Origin of the sequence: Mycobacterium sp. AT1 (assembly GCF_002043095.1) — a bacterium.
In the GTDB taxonomy this organism is placed as follows: domain Bacteria; phylum Actinomycetota; class Actinomycetes; order Mycobacteriales; family Mycobacteriaceae; genus Mycobacterium.
In genome coordinates, this window is record NZ_MVOC01000059.1 from 123212 (window position 1) to 142693 (window position 19482).

Consider the following 19482-nt stretch of genomic DNA (forward strand, 5'->3'; position numbering starts at 1 on the left):
GGCTCGCGCGTTAGGGTATCGCGCGTGATCTCCAAACTCCTGGTCGCCAATCGTGGTGAGATAGCCATTCGGGCTTTCCGTGCGGCGTATGAAATGAACATCGCGACGGTTGCGGTGTACGCCTATGAAGACCGTAACTCGCCGCACCGGTTGAAGGCCGACGAGTCGTATCAGATCGGTGAGCCGGGTCACCCCGTGCGTTCCTACCTGTCGATCGACGAGATCATCCGCGTGGCCCGCCACGCGGGTGCCGACGCGGTGTACCCGGGGTATGGCTTCCTGTCGGAGAACCCCGAACTGGCGGCCGCGTGCGCCGAGGCGGGCATCACCTTCGTCGGCCCCGGTGCCCATGTCCTGGAGCTGACGGGCAACAAGTCCCGTGCGATCGCGGCGGCCCGCGACGCGGGTCTGCCCGTGCTGGCGTCGTCGGTACCGTCGGCCTCGGTGGAGGACCTGGTGGCCGCGTCGGCCGGCATGGCATTCCCGTTGTTCGTCAAGGCGGTGTCCGGAGGCGGTGGCCGCGGCATGCGGCGGGTGACCGATCCCGACGCGCTGCCCGAGGCGATCGAGGCCGCCAGCCGTGAGGCCGAGTCGGCGTTCGGCGACGGAAACGTCTACCTCGAGCAGGCGGTGCTCAACCCCCGTCACATCGAGGTGCAGATCCTTGCCGACACCAAGGGCAACGTGATCCACCTGTTCGAACGCGACTGCAGCGTGCAGCGGCGGCATCAGAAGGTGATCGAACTCGCGCCGGCCCCCAACCTGTCCGAAGAGTTGCGCGACAAGATGTGTGCGGATGCGGTCGCCTTCGCGCGGCAGATCGGCTACACGTGTGCGGGCACCGTGGAGTTCCTGCTCGACGAGCGCGGCAACCACGTGTTCATCGAGCTGAACCCGCGGATTCAGGTGGAGCACACCGTCACCGAGGAGATCACCGACGTCGACCTGGTCGCCAGCCAGTTGCGCATCGCCGCGGGGGAGACGCTCGCCGACCTTGGGCTGAGCCAGGATTCGATTCGCGTGCGGGGTGCGGCGATGCAGTGTCGCATCACCACCGAGGACCCGGCCAAGGGTTTCCGTCCCGACACCGGACGCATCACCGGGTACCGGTCGCCGGGTGGTGCGGGTATCCGGTTGGACGGCGGCACGACCCTGGGTGCGGAGATCGGTGCGCACTTCGACTCGATGCTGGTCAAGATGACGACCCGGGGCCGCGACTTCAGCACCGCGGTCACGCGCGCCAGGCGAGGGCTTGCCGAGTTCCGGATCCGCGGGGTCTCGACGAACATCCCGTTCCTGCAGGCGGTCGTCGACGATCCCGACTTCCGTGCGGGTCGGGTCACCACGTCGTTCATCGACGAACGCCCCCAGTTGCTGACCGCTCACGTCTCGGCCGACCGCGGTACGAAGATGATCAACTACCTCGCCGAGGTGACGGTCAACTCGCCCTATGGCAGCCGGGACCGGGTCTACCCGCAGGACAAGCTGCCCGACGTCGAGGTCAGGGACACCGAGTCGACGCCACCGGCCGGGAGCAGGCAACGGCTGCTCGAGTTGGGTCCCGAGGGGTTCGCGGCGTGGCTGCGGGACTCGCCGGCGGTGGGCGTCACCGACACCACCTTCCGCGACGCTCATCAGTCGCTTCTCGCCACCCGGGTGCGGACCTCCGGTCTGCTGGTGGTGGCGCCCTACATCGCGAGGATGACCCCCGAGCTGCTGTCGCTGGAGTGCTGGGGTGGCGCGACGTACGACGTCGCGCTGCGGTTCCTCAAGGAAGATCCCTGGGAGCGGCTGGCGGCGCTGCGCGAGGTGGTGCCCAACATCTGCCTGCAGATGCTGCTGCGGGGGCGCAACACCGTCGGGTACACCCCGTACCCGGAGACGGTGACCGCCGCGTTCGTCGAGGAGGCCACGGCCACCGGCATCGACATCTACCGAATCTTCGACGCGCTCAACAACGTCGACTCGATGCGACCGGCGATCGACGCCGTCCGGGCAACCGGCACGGCGGTCGCCGAGGTGGCGCTGTGTTACGCCGGCGACCTGTCCGATCCCGGCGAGACGCTCTACACGCTGGACTACTACCTGAGGCTCGCCGAGCAGATCGTCGAGGCCGGGGCGCACGTGCTGGCGATCAAGGACATGGCCGGTCTGCTGCGGGCACCCGCGGCGACGACGTTGGTCTCGGCGCTGCGCAGCCGGTTCGACGTGGCGGTGCACGTGCACACCCACGACACGCCCGGTGGGCAGTTGGCGACCTACACCGCCGCGTGGCAGGCGGGCGCCAGCGCGGTCGACGGTGCGGCTGCGCCGCTGGCGGGCACCACCAGTCAGCCGGCGCTGTCCTCCATCGTCGCCGCGGCGATGCACACCCCGTACGACACCGGGCTCTCGCTGCGCAACGTATGCGACCTGGAGCCGTACTGGGAATCACTGCGAAAGGTGTACGCGCCCTTCGAATCTGGATTGCCTGCGCCGACGGGGCGGGTGTACAGCCACGAGATCCCCGGTGGTCAGCTGTCCAACCTGCGCCAGCAGGCCAACGCGCTTGGCCTCGGCAACCGGTTCGAGGACGTCGAGAACGCCTATGCCGGCGCCGACAAGGTGCTGGGCCATCTGGTCAAGGTCACGCCGTCGTCGAAGGTCGTCGGCGATCTGGCGCTGGCGCTGGTCGGTGCGGGCGCCACGGCCGAGGAATTCGCCGCCGATCCAGCCACGTTCGACATCCCCGACTCGGTCATCGGGTTCCTGCGCGGCGAGCTGGGGGATCCGCCCGGCGGCTGGCCGGAACCGTTGCGTACCAAGGCGTTGGCCGGACGTTCGCCCGCCAAGCCGACCGAGGAGCTCAGCGCCGAGGACGAGGCGCTGCTCGCCGAGCCGGGCGCGGTCCGGCAGCGGACGCTGAACCGGCTGCTGTTCCCCGGGCCGACAAGGGAATTCGAGGAGCACCGCGAGGTATACGGCGACACCTCGCGGTTGTCGGCCAACCAGTTCTTCTACGGCCTGCGCTACGGCGACGAGCACCGCATCCAGATCGACCGCGGCGTCGACCTCATCATCGGGCTGGAGGCCATCTCCGAGCCCGACGAGCGGGGGATGCGGACGGTGATGTGCATTCTGAACGGCCAGCTGCGACCGGTCGTGGTGCGCGACGAGAGCATCGCCGACACGGTGCCCGCCGCCGAGAAGGCCGATCGGACGAACGCCGACCACGTCGCGGCGCCGTTCGCCGGGGTGGTGACGATCAACGTCGAGGCCGGTGCGTCCGTCGAGGCGGGGGAGACGATCGCGACCATCGAGGCCATGAAGATGGAGGCGGCGATCACCGCTCCCAAGGCGGGCACCGTCGAACGGGTTGCGGTCTCGGCGACAGCGCAGGTCGAAGGTGGGGACCTCCTGGCGGTGATCCACTGACCCGGATCATCGGGGGTCGGTTCGGGGGCCGCCGGCTGGCGGTGCCGCAGGGTCGTGCCGGGACGGGCACCCGACCCACCACCGACCGGGTTCGCGAGTCCTTGTTCAACGTACTGGCGGCTCGACTCGACTTCTCTGGCCTGACGGTTCTCGACCTGTACGCGGGATCGGGTGCCCTTGGCCTGGAAGCGCTTTCGCGTGGTGCGACGACCGCCGTCTTCGTGGAGGCCGACCGGCGCGCGGCTGCGGTCATCGCGGAGAACGTCAAGGCGCTTGGCGCGACGGGTGCTGCGGTGCGGTGTGGTTCCGTCGCGTCGGTGCTCGCCGCGGGCGCAGGCCGATCCGCCGACCTGGTGTTCGCCGATCCGCCGTACGAGGTGCCGTCGGCCGACGTGGAGGCGGTGCTCTCGGCGTTGACCGACAAGGGCTGGGTGGCGCCCGGCGCCGTCGCGGTGCTCGAGCGCCCGGCCTCGGCGCCCGTGGTGGTCTGGCCCGCCGGGTGGGTGGCCGGGCGGGAGCGCCGGTACGGAGACACCCGCCTGGAGTTCGGCGAAGTCGAGATCGCGTAGCGTCGTCGCTCATGAGTGGCGCCGTATGCCCAGGCTCGTTCGACCCCGTCACCCTCGGCCACGTCGACGTGTTCGAGCGGGCGGCTGCACAGTTCGACGAGGTCGTCGTCGCCGTGCTGGTCAACCCCAACAAGTCGGGGATGTTCACCGCCGACGAGCGGATGGAGTTGATCCGCGAGTCGACGACGCACCTGCCGAACGTGCGCGTGGAGAGCGGCACCGGGTTGGTCGTCGACTTCGTGACCTCGCGCGGGCTGTCGGCCATCGTCAAGGGGCTGCGGTCGGGCACCGACTTCGAATACGAGCTGCAGATGGCGCAGATGAACAAGCACGTGTCGGGGGTGGACACGTTCTTCGTCGCCACCAACCCGCGGTTCTCCTTCGTGTCGTCGTCGCTGGCCAAGGAGGTCGCGATGCTCGGCGGCGACGTGTCGGAATTGCTGCCGGAGCCGGTCAACGTGCGGTTGCGGTCCAAGCTCGCCGCCCGCTGACCCTCGGCGCGCCGGGGAAGCGGCGTGGCGGGAAACGCGCAACTCACCGGCGTGGCGTACCGAGTCACACGAGTAACACCAGGCACACTGGTAACGACCAACTAGGCCGGGAGGGTGTTGCCGTGTACCGAGTATTTGAGGCGCTTGACGAGCTCGGAGCCATCGTCGAGGAAGCCCGCGGTGTGCCGATGACGGCTGGCTGCATGGTGCCCCGCGGCGACGTGCTCGAATTGCTGGACGACATCAAGGACGCCATCCCCGGCGAACTCGACGACGCCCAAGACGTACTGGACGCCCGCGACGGCATGCTGCGCGAGGCCAAGGATCACGCCGACTCCATGGTCGCCAGCGCGACCGCCGAGGCCGACTCGTTGCTCAACCACTCTCGCGGCGAGGCCGACCGCATCCTCGCCGATGCCAAGGCGCAGGCCGACCGCATGGTTGGCGAGGCGCGTCAGCACAGCGAGCGCATGGTCGGGGAGGCCCGCGAAGAGGCCAACCGCATCATGTCGACCGCCAAGCGCGAGTACGAAGCCAGCACCGGACGGGCCAAGGCCGAAGCCGACCGCCTGATCGAGAACGGCAACCTCTCCTACGAGAAGGCCGTCCAAGAGGGCATCAAGGAACAACAGCGGTTGGTCTCGCAGACCGAAATCGTGCAAACCGCGACGTCGGAGGCGACCCGCCTGATCGACACCGCCCACGCCGAAGCCGACCGGCTCCGCGGGGAATGCGACATCTACGTCGACAGCAAGCTGGCCGAATTCGAGGACTACCTCAACGGCACGCTGCGCTCCGTCGGGCGTGGACGCCACCAGCTGCGCACCGCCGCAGGCACGCACGACTACGCCCAACGGTAGACACACCGGAACCACCCCGCCCCGATCGGATTCGGGACGGGGTGGACCGCCGCCGTAGGATCGACGAATGGCCGGAAAGTCGAAACACGGTGCCCGTGGCATCACCCGGGGCGGCCACCAATCGCCCTTCGTACTGGACATTTCGCGGCTGGGCATGCGCCCCGGTTCGATGATCACGTACGACGAGACGGTGTCCTCGCCGTCGCGGATCGGCATCGAGCTGATCGCCATTCCCGAGGGTGCGCCCGTCGCCCTCGACCTGCGCCTCGAATCGGTGTCCGAGGGCGTCTTGGTCAGCGGCACGGTGTCGGCGCCGACCAGCGGTGAGTGCGCCCGCTGCCTGACCCCGGTGACGGGAGACGTCGAGATCTACCTCACCGAGCTGTTCGCGTACCCCGACAGCGCCACCGAGGCCACCACCGACGACGACGACGAAGTCGGACGCGTGGTCGACGACACCGTCGACCTCGAGCAGCCGATCATCGACGCCGTCGGCATGCAGCTGCCCTTCTCGCCGGTCTGCCGCGAGGACTGCCCAGGACTGTGCCCGGAGTGCGGGGCCCCGCTCGCCGACTTCGAGAACGACGCCGAGCCGCACGGTCACGACGTCGTCGACCCCAGGTGGGCCAAGCTCGCGGCGATGAAGCCCGTCGACGAGAACCCGACGGATCCGGACGCCGGGGGCCGCGAGTGACGGTCGACCGGACCCCGCTGCTCGAAGCGCTCGGCGTCGATCTTCCCGACGATCTGCTCACCCTCGCCCTCACCCACCGCAGTTACGCCTACGAAGCAGGCGGGCTGCCCACCAACGAGCGGCTCGAGTTCCTCGGCGACGCCGTGCTCGGATTGGTGATCACGGCGGAGATCTTCACCAGGTACCCCGACCGCAGCGAAGGCGAGCTGGCCAAGCTGAAGTCCGCCGTGGTGAACACCCAGGCGCTGGCCAAGATCGCCAGGACCATGACACCCGACGGCCTCGGTGCCTACCTCCTGCTGGGTCGCGGCGAGGTCGGCAGCGGCGGCGCGCACAAGGCCAACCTGCTCGCCGACGCGGTCGAATCGCTTCTGGGGGCAACGTACGTCCAGTACGGCCACGAGGTCGCCCGCGACGTCGTCATCCGGCTGTTCTCCGACGTTCTCGAGGCCGCGGCGAACCTCGGCGCGGGGCTCGACTGGAAGACCAGCCTGCAGGAGCTGGCGGCGGCCCGCAGGCTGGGCGTGCCCGCCTATGTCATCGCCTCCAGCGGCCCCGAACACGACAAGCACTTCACCGCCAGGGCCGTCGTCGGAGTCGAGGACTACGGCCACGGCGAGGGCCGGACCAAGAAGGAAGCCGAGCAGCAGGCGGCCGCCGCGGCCTACAAGGCGATTCAGGCACTGGGCACCGACGACCTTGCCGACGCCCTCACCGCAGGCAAGCCCGAGCGGGATGCCTGAGCTACCCGAGGTCGAGGTCGTCCGGCGTGGCCTCGACGCCCACGTCGTCGGGCGGACGATCACCGCGGTCCGGGTCAACCATCCCCGCGCGGTGCGCCGCCACCAGGAAGGCCCCGTCGATCTGACGGCGCGGCTGCTCGACAACGTCGTGACCGGCACGGGCAGGCGCGGAAAGTACCTGTGGCTGACCCTCGGCAGCGGCGACGCCCTGGTGGTCCACCTCGGCATGAGCGGGCAGATGCTGCTCGGCGAGGTTGCGAAGACCGAACATCTGCGGGTCGCCACCCTGCTCGACGACGGAACGGCGATGAGCTTCGTCGACCAGCGCACCTTCGGTGGCTGGATGCTGGCCGATCTGGTCACCGTCGACGGCACCGAGGTGCCCGTGCCGGTCGCCCACGTCGCACGCGATCCGCTCGACCCGCTGTTCGATCGGGCCGCCGTGGTAAAGGTGTTGCGGGGCAAGCACTCCGAGATCAAACGCCAACTGCTCGACCAAACGGTGGTGTCCGGCATCGGCAACATCTACGCCGACGAGTCGCTGTGGCGGGCCAAGGTCAACGGCGCGCGCATCGCGGAGACGTTGACCAAGCCGACGCTGGATGCCCTGCTCGGCCACGCCGCCGACGTCATGACCGACGCGCTCGGCCAAGGCGGCACGTCGTTCGACTCGCTGTACGTCAACGTCAACGGCGAGTCGGGCTACTTCGACCGGTCGCTGGACGCCTACGGCCGGGAGGGCGAGCCGTGCCGCCGCTGCGGCGCCGTCATGACGCGCGACAAGTTCATGAACCGGTCGTCGTTCTACTGCCCACGGTGCCAGCCGAAACCACGCCAGCCACGACCACGCACCTGACCACCGAGTACCGCCGAGAGGGAATCGCATGACAGATCTATGGGTGGAGCGCACCGGAGTGCGCCGCTACACCGGCCACAGCAGCCGCGGCGCAGAGGTGCTCGTCGGCTCCGAGGACGTCGAGGGCGTGTTCACCCCCGGTGAGCTCCTCAAGATCGCGCTGGCCGCCTGCAGCGGGATGAGCAGCGACCACCCCCTGCGCACCCGACTCGGGGACGACTACGCGGCCACCATTCACGTGTCGGGCCCCGCCGACCGCGAGCGGGAGCTCTACCCGTTGCTCGAGGAGAAGCTCGAACTCGACCTCTCTGCGCTGTCAGAAGAGGACATCCGGAAGCTCGTCGTCGTCGTCGAGCGGTCGATCGACAAGGTGTGCACCGTCGGCCGCACGCTCAAGGAGGGCACCGAGGTCACGTTCGAGGTCACTCCGAAGTGAGCGACGACGTCCGCCTCAGCGCGTGGGTTCACGGCCGAGTGCAGGGCGTGGGGTTCCGATGGTGGACGCGCGCCCGGGCGCTGGAACTCGGGCTGACGGGCTTCGCGGCGAACAAGGACGACGGTCGCGTGCACGTCGTCGCCCGCGGTCCCCGCGCCTCGTGTGAGCGACTGCTCGAACTGCTTCGGGGTGGCACCACCCCGGGCAGCGTCGACCTGGTCGTCGACGACTGGTCCGAACCCGGCGATCCGATCGAGGGCTTCACCGAGCGATAGCAACCTCGCAGGTAAGCTCGCACGTCATGCATCTGAAGAGTCTGACGCTGAAGGGCTTCAAGTCCTTCGCCTCGCCGACGACTCTTCGCTTCGAACCGGGCATCACCTGTGTCGTCGGCCCCAACGGATCGGGCAAGTCCAACGTCGTCGACGCCCTCACCTGGGTGATGGGCGAACAGGGCGCGAAGACCCTGCGCGGCGGCAAGATGGAAGACGTCATCTTCGCGGGCACGTCCTCGCGGGCGCCGCTGGGCCGCGCCGAGGTCACCCTGACCATCGACAACTCCGACAACGCCCTGCCGATCGAGTACTCCGAGGTGTCTATCACCCGTCGGGTGTTCCGCGACGGCGCAGGCGAATACGAGATCAACGGCAACAGCTGCCGGTTGATGGACGTCCAGGAATTGCTGTCGGATTCCGGCATCGGCCGTGAGATGCACGTCATCGTCGGCCAGGGCAAGCTTTCCGAGATCCTCGAGTCGCGCCCCGAGGACCGCCGCGCGTTCATCGAGGAAGCCGCCGGGGTGCTCAAGCATCGCAAGCGCAAGGAAAAGGCGGTCCGCAAGCTCGACTCGATGTCGGCGAACCTCAACCGCCTCAGCGACCTGACCAGCGAGCTGCGACGTCAGCTCAAACCCCTGGGCCGCCAAGCCGAGATGGCCCGGCGGGCGCAGACCATTCAGGCCGATCTGCGCGACGCCCGCCTGCGGCTGGCGGCCGACGACCTGGTCGCCCGGCGCACCGAGTTCAACGACACCAATCAGGCCGAGACGACGCTGCGGCGCGAGCACGACGAAATCAGCACCCGCCTGGAGATCGCGACGGTCGAGCTGTCGACCCACGAGAGCGCGGTCTCCAGTCTGAGCGGAAGGGCCGAAGCGGCGCAGCAGACGTGGTTTCGGCTGTCCGCCCTCGCCGAACGCGTCAGTGCGACCGTGCGGATCGCCAGTGAGCGGACTCAACTGCTCGACGCCGACGTCGAGGCTTCTCAGGGCCCCGATCCCGACGAACTCGACGCCGAGGCCCAGATGGTCGCCGAGCACGAGCAGGAGCTGCTCTTCGAGCTCGAGGAGTGCCGGGCCCGCCAAGAGGCGGCGCGCGCGGAGCTGAGCGAACGCGAACGCCTCGCGGCCGAGGCCGAACGTGCTCATCTGGCCGCCGCCCGCGCGGAGGCCGACCGCCGCGAGGGTTTGGCCAGGCTCTCCGGCCAGGTCGACACCATGCGCACCCGGGTGGAGTCGATCGACGAGGGCGTGGCGCGACTCACCGTCAGCCTCGAAGAATCCGCGATGCGCGTCGAACAGTCCAGGATGGACTTCGAGAACGTGCAGAGCCGGGTCGCCGAGCTCGACGCGAGCGAGGTCGGCCTCGACGACCAGCACGATCGCACCGTCGCCGCCCTGCGGCTCGCCGACGAGCGGGTGTCCGAACTGCAGGCCGCCGAACGGGCCGCCGAACGCCAAGTGGCGTCGTTGCTGGCACGCATCGACGCGTTGGCGGTGGGCCTGGACCGCAGGGACGGCGCTGCGTGGCTGCAGAAGAACCACGACGGCTCGGGACTACTCGGCTCGGTGGCGAAGATGCTGCGGGTGCGCCCGGGCTACGAGGCGGCCGTTGCGGCCGTGCTCGGTTCGGCAGCGGACGCGGTGGCGGCCGAAAGCTTCGGCGCGGCGCGCTCCGCCGTCGCGGCGCTCAAGGCGGCCGACGGCGGACGGGCCGCCATCGTTCTCGGCGACTGGCCCGAAGGTGCAGCGCCGCAAGGAAAGTCGGACCGTGACCTGCCCGTCGACACCGTCTGGGCGGTCGACCTCGTCGAGCCGGTGGAGCGGCTCCGCGGTGCGACCGCGGCCATGCTCGCCGACGTGGTCGTGGTGCCCGATCTGACCTCGGCGCTGGACCTGGTGGCGGCCCGTCCCGAACTGCGGGCGGTGACCACCGACGGGGATCTCGTCGGTGCGGGGTGGCTCACCGGCGGCTCCGACCGCAAGCCGAGCACCCTGGAGATCACCGGCGAGATCGAGAAGGCACGCGCGGAGTTGGCGGCGTCCGAGCGGCAGGTCTCTGAGCTGTCCGCCGCGCTGTCGGGTGCGCTCGCCGAGCAGGAGTCCCGCCGCGACGCCGCCGAGGACGCGCTCGCGGCACTCAACGAATCCGACGCCGCCATCTCGGCGATCTACGAGCAACTCGGCAGGCTGGGCCAGGAGGCCAGGGCCGCCGAAGGCGAATGGCAGCGGCTCAACGGTCAGCGAAACGAGCTCGAAGCCGGCCGGATGAAGACCGTCGAGGAGATGACCGCCCTCGAGGAGCGGCTGCGCAACGCCCAAGAGGTGCCGACCTACGACTCCGAGCCCGTCGACCGTCACGAGTCGGTGGCCGCCGCCGACGCCGCGAGAACCGCCGAGTTCGAGGCGCGGCTGGCGGTGCGAACCGCGGAGGAACGCGCGAATGCCGTTCGCGGGCGGGCAGATTCGCTCCGTCGTGCGGCCACGGCCGAACGCGAGGCACGACTGCGTGCACAGCGGGCGCGCGTCGCCAGGGAGCATGCCGCCGCGGTGGCGGCGGCGGTCGCGGAGTCGGGGCGCTTGGTCGCCGCGCGGTTGGCGGTCGCTGTCGCCGTGGCCGGTCGCACCAGGGACGCCCTGGCCACCGAGCGCAGTCATCGCACCGAGGCGCTCGACCTGGTGCGCCACGAGGTCAACGAACTCAACGCCAGGATCACCGCGCTGACCGACTCCCTGCACCGCGACGAGGTCGCCAAGGCGCAGGCGGCGCTTCGCATCGAACAACTCGAGCAGCACGCACTCGAACAGTTCGGCATGGCAACCGACGACCTCATCGAGGAGTACGGCCCCCACGTGCCCCTTCCGCCGACGGAGCTGGAGATGGCCGAGTACGAGCAGGCCAAGGAGCGCGGCGAGCAGGTGACGGCGCCCGCGCCGATGCCGTTCGACCGTCCCACCCAGGAGCGGCGAGCCAAGAAGGCCGAGCGCGAGCTCGGCGAGCTGGGCAGGGTGAACCCCCTTGCGCTGGAGGAGTTCGCGGCGCTCGAGGAGCGCTACAACTTCCTGTCCACCCAGTTGGAGGACGTCAAGGGCGCCCGCAAGGACCTGCTCGACGTGATCACCGACGTCGACGACCGCATCCTTCAGGTCTTCGCAGAGGCGTACGCCGACGTGGAGCGCGAGTTCACCCAGGTGTTCGCGACACTGTTCCCCGGCGGCGAGGGGCGCTTGGTGCTGACCAATCCCGCCGACATGCTGACCACCGGCATCGAGGTCGAGGCCCGGCCGCCCGGCAAGAAGATCAAACGGCTGTCCCTGCTGTCCGGCGGCGAGAAGTCCCTGACGGCGGTCGCGATGCTCGTCGCGATCTTCCGGGCCCGGCCGTCACCCTTCTACGTCATGGACGAGGTCGAGGCGGCTCTCGACGACGTCAACCTGCGGCGGCTGATCAGTCTCTTCGAGCAGCTTCGCGAGGTGTCGCAGCTCATCGTCATCACCCACCAGAAGCCGACGATGGAGATCGCCGACGCGCTGTACGGCGTCACCATGCGCGAGGACGGCATCACCACCGTGATCTCCCAGCGGATGCGTGGCCAGGAACTCGTCACCACGACTACCTGACTCAGGCCGGGGAACCCACCCTGAGAGAATGACCCGGTGACTCAAGGTCAGCTGTTAGGTCTCTACATCGCCCTCGCGGCGATCGCCGTCCTCATCGTGGTTGCACTCGTCGTGGGGCTGGTGCGATACCGGCGGCGACGGATCAGCCTGTCATCCACGGACACGACGGCGCTGGAGAAGCCCGTCGACAAGTCCGGCGGGTACACGGCGTCGTCCACGATCTCGTTCACCGAGGCCACGGGTACGGTCACACCACCGCCGACGAGACCCAAGAACCTGCTGGACGTGGAGGGTCTCCCCGCCGTCGGGGACGACGCGACGATCCCGCGCGACGCGCCGAAGCGGTCCATCTCCGAGGTGCAGCTGCCGGAACCGTCAGCCCCCGAAGTCCAGGATCTCGAGGTCCAGGCCCCCGAAGCAGAGGCCCCCGAAGCCGAGGTCGAGGCGCCTCCCGCGGCCCCCGCCGAGGCGCCCGTCGTCCTTCCCGAGATCGACCCCATCGCGCCGACCGACGGCCGGCTGGAACGCCTGCGTGGGCGGCTGTCCAAATCGCAGAACGCACTCGGTCGCAGCATGCTCGGGCTGCTCGGCGGCGGTGACCTCGACGAGGACTCCTGGGAGGAGATCGAGGACACCCTTCTGGTCGCCGACCTCGGCCCGGTGGTCACCGAATCGGTGGTCACCGCATTGCGCGCCAAGATGGCCGCGGCCAGCGTCCGGTCCGAAGCCGACGCCAGAGCCGTTCTGCGCGAGGTCCTGATCAACGAACTGCGTCCCGACATGGACCGCGCGATCAGGGCGCTGCCGCATGCCGACAAGCCGTCGGTGCTGCTGGTCGTCGGTGTCAACGGGACGGGCAAGACGACGACCGTCGGCAAACTCGCGCGAGTCCTCGTCGCCGACGGACGTCGCGTCGTGCTCGGTGCCGCCGACACGTTCCGCGCCGCGGCCGCCGACCAGTTGCAGAGCTGGGCGGCCCGCGTCGGCGCCGAGGTGGTGCGCGGCCCCGAGGGTGCCGATCCCGCGTCGGTGGCGTTCGACGCCGTCGACCACGGCATCGCGACCGGCGCCGACGTCGTCGTCGTCGACACGGCGGGCCGCCTGCACACCAAGACGGGTCTGATGGACGAGCTCGGCAAGGTCAAGCGGGTGGTGTCCAAGCGCGCCGTCGTCGACGAAGTCCTGCTCGTTCTGGACGCCACCATCGGGCAGAACAGCCTGCCGCAGGCGCGGGTCTTCGCCGAGGTCGTCGAGATCACCGGCGTCGTCCTGACGAAGCTCGACGGTACGGCGAAGGGCGGCATCGTCTTTCGCGTGCAGCAGGAGCTCGGCGTGCCCGTGAAGCTGGTCGGGCTCGGGGAGGGCCCCGACGACTTGGCGCCGTTCGAACCCGCCGCCTTCGTCGACGCGCTCCTCGGTTAGGGCAATTCACCCCGGCCCACAATGCGCTGACGAGGCGGTTAACCCCGACGAAACGCAATCGCCCGATCCGTTCACATCGGCGAAACACGGGCGGCTCATTGGCGAAACAACGAGTGCGCATTGTCTTGGCCTAGGTCATCGGTGACTAACCGTGGCATGGGCGAAGGAGGAAACTGGGAGTGGACGGATTTCCGATAATGGGTGCGCCGGACACCGGCGACACGGCATGGATGTTGGCCAGCGCCGCACTCGTGCTGTTGATGACACCTGGACTGGCCTTCTTCTACGGCGGCATGGTTCGCGCCAAGGGCGTGCTGAACATGCTCATGATGAGCATCAGTTCGATGGGCGTGGTCACGGTGCTGTGGGCGCTGTACGGCTACTCGATGGCCTTCGGCAACGACAAGTTCAACTTCGTCGGTGACCCGACGCAGTACTGGGGTCTGAAGGGAATCATCGGCGGCAACGCCGCGGCGGCCGTGGTCGCCGATCCCAGCGCCGGGGTGGAAGCCGCTGACGCCGTGAACATTCCGTTGGCCGGCACGATCCCGATGTCGGTCTTCGTGGCCTTCCAGCTGATGTTCGCCATCATCACCGTCGCCCTCATCTCCGGCGCCGTGGCCGACCGCCTGAAGTTCAGCGGCTGGCTGCTGTTCTCGGGCCTGTGGGTCACGGTCGTCTACTTCCCGGTCGCACACTGGGTCTTCGCGTTCGACGGTTTCACCGGTGAGACGGGCGGCTGGATCGCCAACAAACTCGCCGCGGTCGACTTCGCCGGTGGTACCGCGGTGCACATCAACGCCGGTACGGCCGGCTTGGTGCTGGCGATCATCCTCGGCAAGCGCAAGGGCTGGCCCGGATCGCCGATGCGTCCGCACAACCTGCCCTTCGTGATGCTGGGTGCGGGCCTACTGTGGTTCGGCTGGTACGGGTTCAACGCCGGATCCGCCGTCGGCTCAGGCGGTTTGGCCGGTTCGACCTTCGTCACCACGACGGTGGCCACCGCTGCGGCCATGCTGGCCTGGCTGCTCACGGAGAAGATCCGCGACGGACACGCCACCTCGCTCGGCGCGGCGTCGGGCATCGTGGCCGGCCTGGTCGCCATCACCCCGTCCTGCTCGTCGGTCAACGTCGTCGGCGCACTGGTGATCGGCGTCGTCGCAGGCGTGCTGTGCGCGCTGGCGGTCGGACTCAAGTTCAAGCTGGGCTTCGACGACTCGCTCGACGTCGTCGGCGTCCACCTCGTCGGTGGTCTCGCCGGCACGTTGCTGGTCGGCCTGGTCGCCGCTCCCGAGACGGGCGCCGGAGTCGCGGGCCTGTTCTACGGCGGCGGTTTCGACCAGCTGTGGCGGCAGGCAGTCGGAGCGGGTGCGGTCCTGCTGTACTCGGCGATCGGCACCGCCATCGTGGCCTATATCGTCAAGTTCACGATCGGGTTGCGACTGGACGAAGAGGAAGAGCACAACGGCATCGACGAGGCCGAGCATGCGGAAACGGCTTATGAACTCGCGTGATCGGGAAATAATCACAGGTGCAAAGAGTTTTCCGGAAAGGACTCTGACTAAATGAAGCTGATCACGGCGATCGTCAAGCCGTTCACCCTCGAGGACGTCAAGACTGGTCTCGAGCAGGCGGGCATCCTCGGGATGACCGTCAGCGAGGTGCAGGGCTACGGCAGGCAGAAGGGCCACACCGAGGTGTACCGCGGTGCGGAGTACTCGGTGGACTTCGTGCCAAAGGTGCGGGTCGAAGTCCTGGTGGACGAGTCCGCCGTCGACAAGGTGGTGGACGTCATCGTTCAGGCCGCCCGTACGGGCAAGATCGGCGACGGCAAGGTGTGGGTCAGCCCGGTCGACACGGTGGTGCGGGTTCGTACCGGCGAGCGTGGGACCGACGCCATTTGACGTCAGAACGGTGATCTAGGCGTCGTCTCCCGGACACGCACCCAGCAAGTGGTTGACAGATGACCAACAGCGAGTCCGGGGAGGACCGAGATGACCAGGCAGACACCAGATCCCGCCGCAGGCGCCTCTCGTTGGGTGGCGCCTGCGGCGGGATCGCCGCGTCCGGCCAAGGATTTGGCCACCGCGGCCGACCAGCTGCTGACCGGCGGCGCGCGGCTGGACTCCGCGGCGCTGCGTGACGCGCTGCTCGACCTGCACGAATTCTGGCTCACGACAAAGGCTGCCGAGATCGGCATCACGGCAACCAGTGGTTTCGCCATCGTCGCCACCGGGGGACTGGGGCGCGGTGAGTTGCTTCCCTACTCGGACCTGGACCTGACGCTCGTCCACGACGACATGCCGCGCGACGTGGTGTCCCAGGTCGCCGAACTGCTCTGGTACCCGTTGTGGGACGCCAACATTCACATCGACCACAGCGTCCGCACCGTGCCGGAGGCGCTGAAGGTCGCCAGCGAGGACATGTCGGCTGGCCTGGCCATGCTCGACGCGCGACACATCGCCGGTGACGCCGACCTCTCGGCGCTGTTGGTCGGCGGCGCACGTCGTCAGTGGCGTACCGGTATCGCGCCGCGGTTCGAAGAACTCGTCGCACACACGCGGTCTCGCTGGGAGCGCAGTGGCCAGATCGCCCACCGCGCCGAGCCCGACCTGAAGAACGGCCGCGGGGGTCTGCGCGACGTTCAACTTCTCAACGCACTGGCCATCGCGCAGCTGGCCGACGCATATCCGAGCCGGTCGCTGGCCTCGCCGACCGGGTCACTGGGTGACGCGCACCTCGCCCTGCTCAACGTCCGCACCGAACTGCATCGCGTCTCGCGCCGCGGCAGGGAGATGCTGCTGGCGCAGTACGCCGACGAGATCGGCGCCGCATTGCACATCGGTGACCGATTCGATCTGGCGCGGATGCTCAGCGATGCCGCCCGCACCATCAGCTACTACGTCGACGCCGGAATCCGCACCGCGTCGAATGCGTTGCCGCGCCGCGGTTTGAAGGTCCTGCGCCGACCCGTGCGGCGTCCGGTCGACGAGGGCGTCGTCGAGTACGGCGGGGAAATCATGCTGGCCCGCGACGCCCGTCCCGAACGCGATCCCGGCCTGATTCTGCGCGTCGCGGCCGCGTCGGCGACCACGGGATTGCCGATGTCGTCGTCGACGCTCAGCAGGCTCGCCGAGGCGGCACCCGAACTCCGCACCCCGTGGCCCCGGCAGGCGCTCAAGGACCTGCTGGTGATGCTGGCCGCGGGTGCCGCCACCGTCTCCACCATCGAAGCACTGGATCGAACGGGGTTGTGGGGCAGGCTGTTTCCCGAATGGGGCGCGGTGCGGGACCTCCCGCCCCGCGACGTCGTCCACATCTGGACCGTCGACCGCCACCTCGTCGAAACCATCTCGCGCGCAAGCGCATTCACCACTCGCGTGTCGCGACCCGATCTGCTGGTGCTCGGCGCGCTCGCCCACGACATCGGCAAGGGCCGCGGTGGCGACCACAGCGTCATCGGTGCGGATCTGGCGATCCAGATCGGCACCAGGCTGGGGCTGTGGCCGTCCGATGTCGCGCTGTTGTCCAAGATGGTGCGCTACCACCTCCTCCTTCCGGACACCGCGACCCGCCGCGACCTGCAGGACCCCAAGGTGATCGCGTCGGTCGTGGACGCGCTCGACGGGGATCCGGTGCTCCTCGAGCTGCTGCACGCGCTGGCCGAGGCGGACTCGCTGGCCACCGGTCCCGGCGTGTGGGGAGACTGGAAGGCGTCGCTGATCGGCGACCTGGTGCGCCGCTGCCGGCTCGTCATGGCGGGGGAGCCGTTGCCAACGCCCGATCCGATTGACCCCCGGCATGTTTCGTTGGCCGCCGATCACGGCGTGCACGTCGAGTTGACGGCGTCGGACAGTCCGCACGTCTTCGACGTCGTGATGATCGCGCCCGACCGTCGCGGTCTGCTGTCGAAGGCCGCCGGGGTGCTCGCGCTCAACTCGCTGCGGGTGCACTCGGCGTCGGTCACCATCCACGAGGGTGTCGCGATCACCACCTTCGTCGTCTCGCCGCACTTCGGCACACCACCGGCTGCCGAGCTGCTGCGCGAACAGTTCGTCCTGGCCCTTGGTGGCGACCTGGACGTCATCGGTTCGCTGGAACGCCGGGACCGCGAGTCCGCCAGCGTCAACACGACGAGGGCGGGGGACATCCCCGACGCCGTGCCGATCAACGCTCCCGCGCCCCCGAGGATCCTTTGGTTCGACGGCACGTCGCCCGGCGAGTTCGTGCTGCAGATCCGCAGCACGGACCGGGCCGGGCTGCTGGCGCGGCTCACGGCCGTCGTCGAACGCGACGGCGTCGACATCGCCTGGGCGAAGGTCACGACGCTGGGGTCGACGGTGGTGGACGCCTTCGGCATCGTGGTGCCCGCCCTGGCCACCGACGAGGAGGCCGGGGATGTGACCCGCGACGTCTTCGAGGCGCGCAAGGAACTCGAGCGCGACCTGTACGCCGTGCTTCCGACGCCGAGCCCGCCAAAGGCAGTGCCGGAGGCCAGTTAGTGGGCCGCCAGCTAGGCTAACCACGTGTTTGAATCGCTTTCCGACCGATTGACCGGGGCCCTATCCGGCCTGCGTGGCAAGGGTCGGCTCACCGAAGCCGACATCGACGCCACCGCGCGCGAGATTCGCCTGGCCCTACTAGAGGCCGACGTCTCCCTTGCCGTCGTGCGGGCCTTCATCGCCCGCGTCAAGGACCGTGCCAAGGGCGCCGAGGTGTCGGGTGCGCTGAACCCGGCCCAGCAGGTCGTCAAGATCGTCAACGACGAACTCGTCGGCATCCTCGGTGGTGAGACCAGAAAGCTGGCCTACGCCAAGACCCCACCCACGGTCGTCATGCTCGCCGGCCTGCAGGGTTCCGGTAAGACGACCCTGGCGGGCAAGCTCGCCAAGTGGTTCAAGACCCAGGGCCACACGCCGCTTCTGGTGGCGTGCGACCTCCAGCGCCCCGGTGCGGTCAACCAGCTTCAGATCGTCGGCGAGCGCGCGGGCGTGCAGGTGTTCGCGCCGCACCCCGGCGTGTCGCCGGGTGGCGAGGACATCGCCGCGATGAAGGCGGGTGACCCCGTGTCGGTCGCGGCGGCCGGTCTCGCCGAGGCCAAGGCCAAGCACTACGACGTCGTCATCGTCGACACCGCGGGCCGGCTCGGCATCGACGAGGAGTTGATGAACCAGGCGGCCGCGATCCGCGACGCCGTCAACCCCGACGAGGTGCTGTTCGTCCTCGACTCGATGATCGGCCAGGACGCCGTGACCACCGCCGAGGCCTTCCGCGAGGGTGTCGGCTTCACCGGCGTGGTGTTGACCAAGCTCGACGGCGACGCCCGCGGTGGCGCCGCGCTCTCGGTCCGCGAGATCACCGGCGTGCCGATCCTCTTCGCCTCCGACGGTGAGAAGCTCGACGACTTCGACGTCTTCCACCCCGACCGGATGGCCAGTCGCATCCTCGGCATGGGTGACGTCCTCACCCTGATCGAGCAGGCCGAGCAGGTGTTCGACGCCGAGAAGGCCGAGGCCGCCGCCGCCAAGATCGGCTCCGGCGAGCTCACCCTCGAGGACTTCCTCGAGCAGATGCTGATGATCCGCAAGATGGGTCCGATCGGCAACCTGCTTGGCATGCTGCCCGGCGCCGGTCAGATGAAGGACGCCCTGGCCGCGGTCGACGACACCCAGCTCGACCGAGTGCAGGCCATCATCCGCGGCATGACGCCCGCCGAGCGAGCCGACCCGAAGATCATCAACGCCTCGCGGCGGCTGCGCATCGCCAACGGTTCCGGTGTCGCGGTGGCCGAGGTGAACTCGCTCGTCGACCGGTTCTTCGAGGCCCGCAAGATGATGTCGCAGATGGCCGGTCAGATGGGAATGCCGTTCGCGCGCAAGGGTTCTTCGCGCAAGGCGGCCAAGGGCAAGAACAAGCAGGCTGGCAAGAAGAAGGGCCGGGGACCCACTCCACCGAGGACGCCCAATCCGTTGGGCGCAGGTGGCGTGCCCGCCGGCTTCCCGGACCTGTCCAACATGCCGAAGGGTCTCGACGAGTTGCCTCCGGGTCTGGCCAACTTCGATCTGTCCAAGCTGAAGTTCCCCGGCCAGAAGTAAGTCG

Annotated in this window: 15 protein-coding genes; all 15 read left to right on the forward strand. The window is 68.9% G+C overall.

Annotated elements, in window-relative coordinates:
* The first annotated feature begins 24 nt into the window (after window positions 1-24).
* Entirely contained in the window at window positions 25-3414 is a 3390-nt protein-coding gene (locus B1790_RS26425; protein WP_079926253.1) for a pyruvate carboxylase, read from the forward strand.
* Window positions 3411-3983 carry a 16S rRNA (guanine(966)-N(2))-methyltransferase RsmD gene (gene rsmD / locus B1790_RS26430; RefSeq protein WP_079926284.1) on the forward strand — a complete coding sequence of 191 codons (573 nt, stop codon included), beginning with the start codon at window positions 3411-3413 and terminating at the stop codon, window positions 3981-3983. The genes B1790_RS26425 and rsmD overlap by 4 nt, the downstream gene beginning before the upstream one ends.
* A gap of 11 nt (window positions 3984-3994) precedes the next feature.
* Entirely contained in the window at window positions 3995-4474 is a 480-nt protein-coding gene (gene coaD / locus B1790_RS26435; protein ID WP_079926254.1) for a pantetheine-phosphate adenylyltransferase, read from the forward strand.
* A gap of 122 nt (window positions 4475-4596) precedes the next feature.
* The gene (gene sepIVA / locus B1790_RS26440) at window positions 4597-5334 is read left to right on the forward strand and encodes a cell division protein SepIVA (RefSeq protein ID WP_079926255.1); all 738 of its coding nucleotides are present in this window, start codon (window positions 4597-4599) and stop codon (window positions 5332-5334) included.
* Window positions 5335-5401: 67 nt separating this feature from the next.
* Window positions 5402-6028: a DUF177 domain-containing protein gene (locus B1790_RS26445; RefSeq protein ID WP_079926256.1), complete on the forward strand. Its 627-nt coding sequence runs from the start codon at window positions 5402-5404 to the stop codon at window positions 6026-6028.
* On the forward strand, window positions 6025-6771 hold the full coding sequence (rnc, locus tag B1790_RS26450) for a ribonuclease III (RefSeq protein WP_079926257.1): 747 nt from the start codon (window positions 6025-6027) through the stop codon (window positions 6769-6771). The genes B1790_RS26445 and rnc overlap by 4 nt, the downstream gene beginning before the upstream one ends.
* Window positions 6764-7627, forward strand: a complete 864-nt coding sequence (mutM, locus tag B1790_RS26455) for a bifunctional DNA-formamidopyrimidine glycosylase/DNA-(apurinic or apyrimidinic site) lyase (protein ID WP_079926258.1) — start codon at window positions 6764-6766, stop codon at window positions 7625-7627. The genes rnc and mutM overlap by 8 nt, the downstream gene beginning before the upstream one ends.
* 28 nt (window positions 7628-7655) lie before the next feature.
* Window positions 7656-8063: an OsmC family protein gene (locus B1790_RS26460; RefSeq protein WP_079926259.1), complete on the forward strand. Its 408-nt coding sequence runs from the start codon at window positions 7656-7658 to the stop codon at window positions 8061-8063.
* Window positions 8060-8338, forward strand: coding sequence for an acylphosphatase (locus B1790_RS26465; RefSeq protein ID WP_079926260.1), 279 nt, complete (start codon window positions 8060-8062; stop codon window positions 8336-8338). The genes B1790_RS26460 and B1790_RS26465 overlap by 4 nt, the downstream gene beginning before the upstream one ends.
* Window positions 8339-8364: 26 nt before the next feature.
* Window positions 8365-11961 (forward strand): chromosome segregation protein SMC, encoded by a 3597-nt coding sequence (smc, locus tag B1790_RS26470; RefSeq protein ID WP_079926261.1) that lies wholly within the window; start codon window positions 8365-8367, stop codon window positions 11959-11961.
* A gap of 51 nt (window positions 11962-12012) precedes the next feature.
* Entirely contained in the window at window positions 12013-13383 is a 1371-nt protein-coding gene (gene ftsY / locus B1790_RS26475) for a signal recognition particle-docking protein FtsY (protein ID WP_198952127.1), read from the forward strand.
* A gap of 179 nt (window positions 13384-13562) precedes the next feature.
* Window positions 13563-14897, forward strand: a complete 1335-nt coding sequence (locus B1790_RS26480; protein ID WP_198952123.1) for an ammonium transporter — start codon at window positions 13563-13565, stop codon at window positions 14895-14897.
* A 51-nt stretch (window positions 14898-14948) separates the two neighbouring features.
* The gene (locus tag B1790_RS26485; protein WP_079926264.1) at window positions 14949-15287 is read left to right on the forward strand and encodes a P-II family nitrogen regulator; all 339 of its coding nucleotides are present in this window, start codon (window positions 14949-14951) and stop codon (window positions 15285-15287) included.
* Between the two features lie 90 nt (window positions 15288-15377).
* Window positions 15378-17885 (forward strand): [protein-PII] uridylyltransferase, encoded by a 2508-nt coding sequence (locus B1790_RS26490; RefSeq protein WP_079926265.1) that lies wholly within the window; start codon window positions 15378-15380, stop codon window positions 17883-17885.
* Between the two features lie 24 nt (window positions 17886-17909).
* Window positions 17910-19478 (forward strand): signal recognition particle protein, encoded by a 1569-nt coding sequence (gene ffh / locus B1790_RS26495; protein ID WP_079926266.1) that lies wholly within the window; start codon window positions 17910-17912, stop codon window positions 19476-19478.
* Window positions 19479-19482 lie beyond the last annotated feature (4 nt).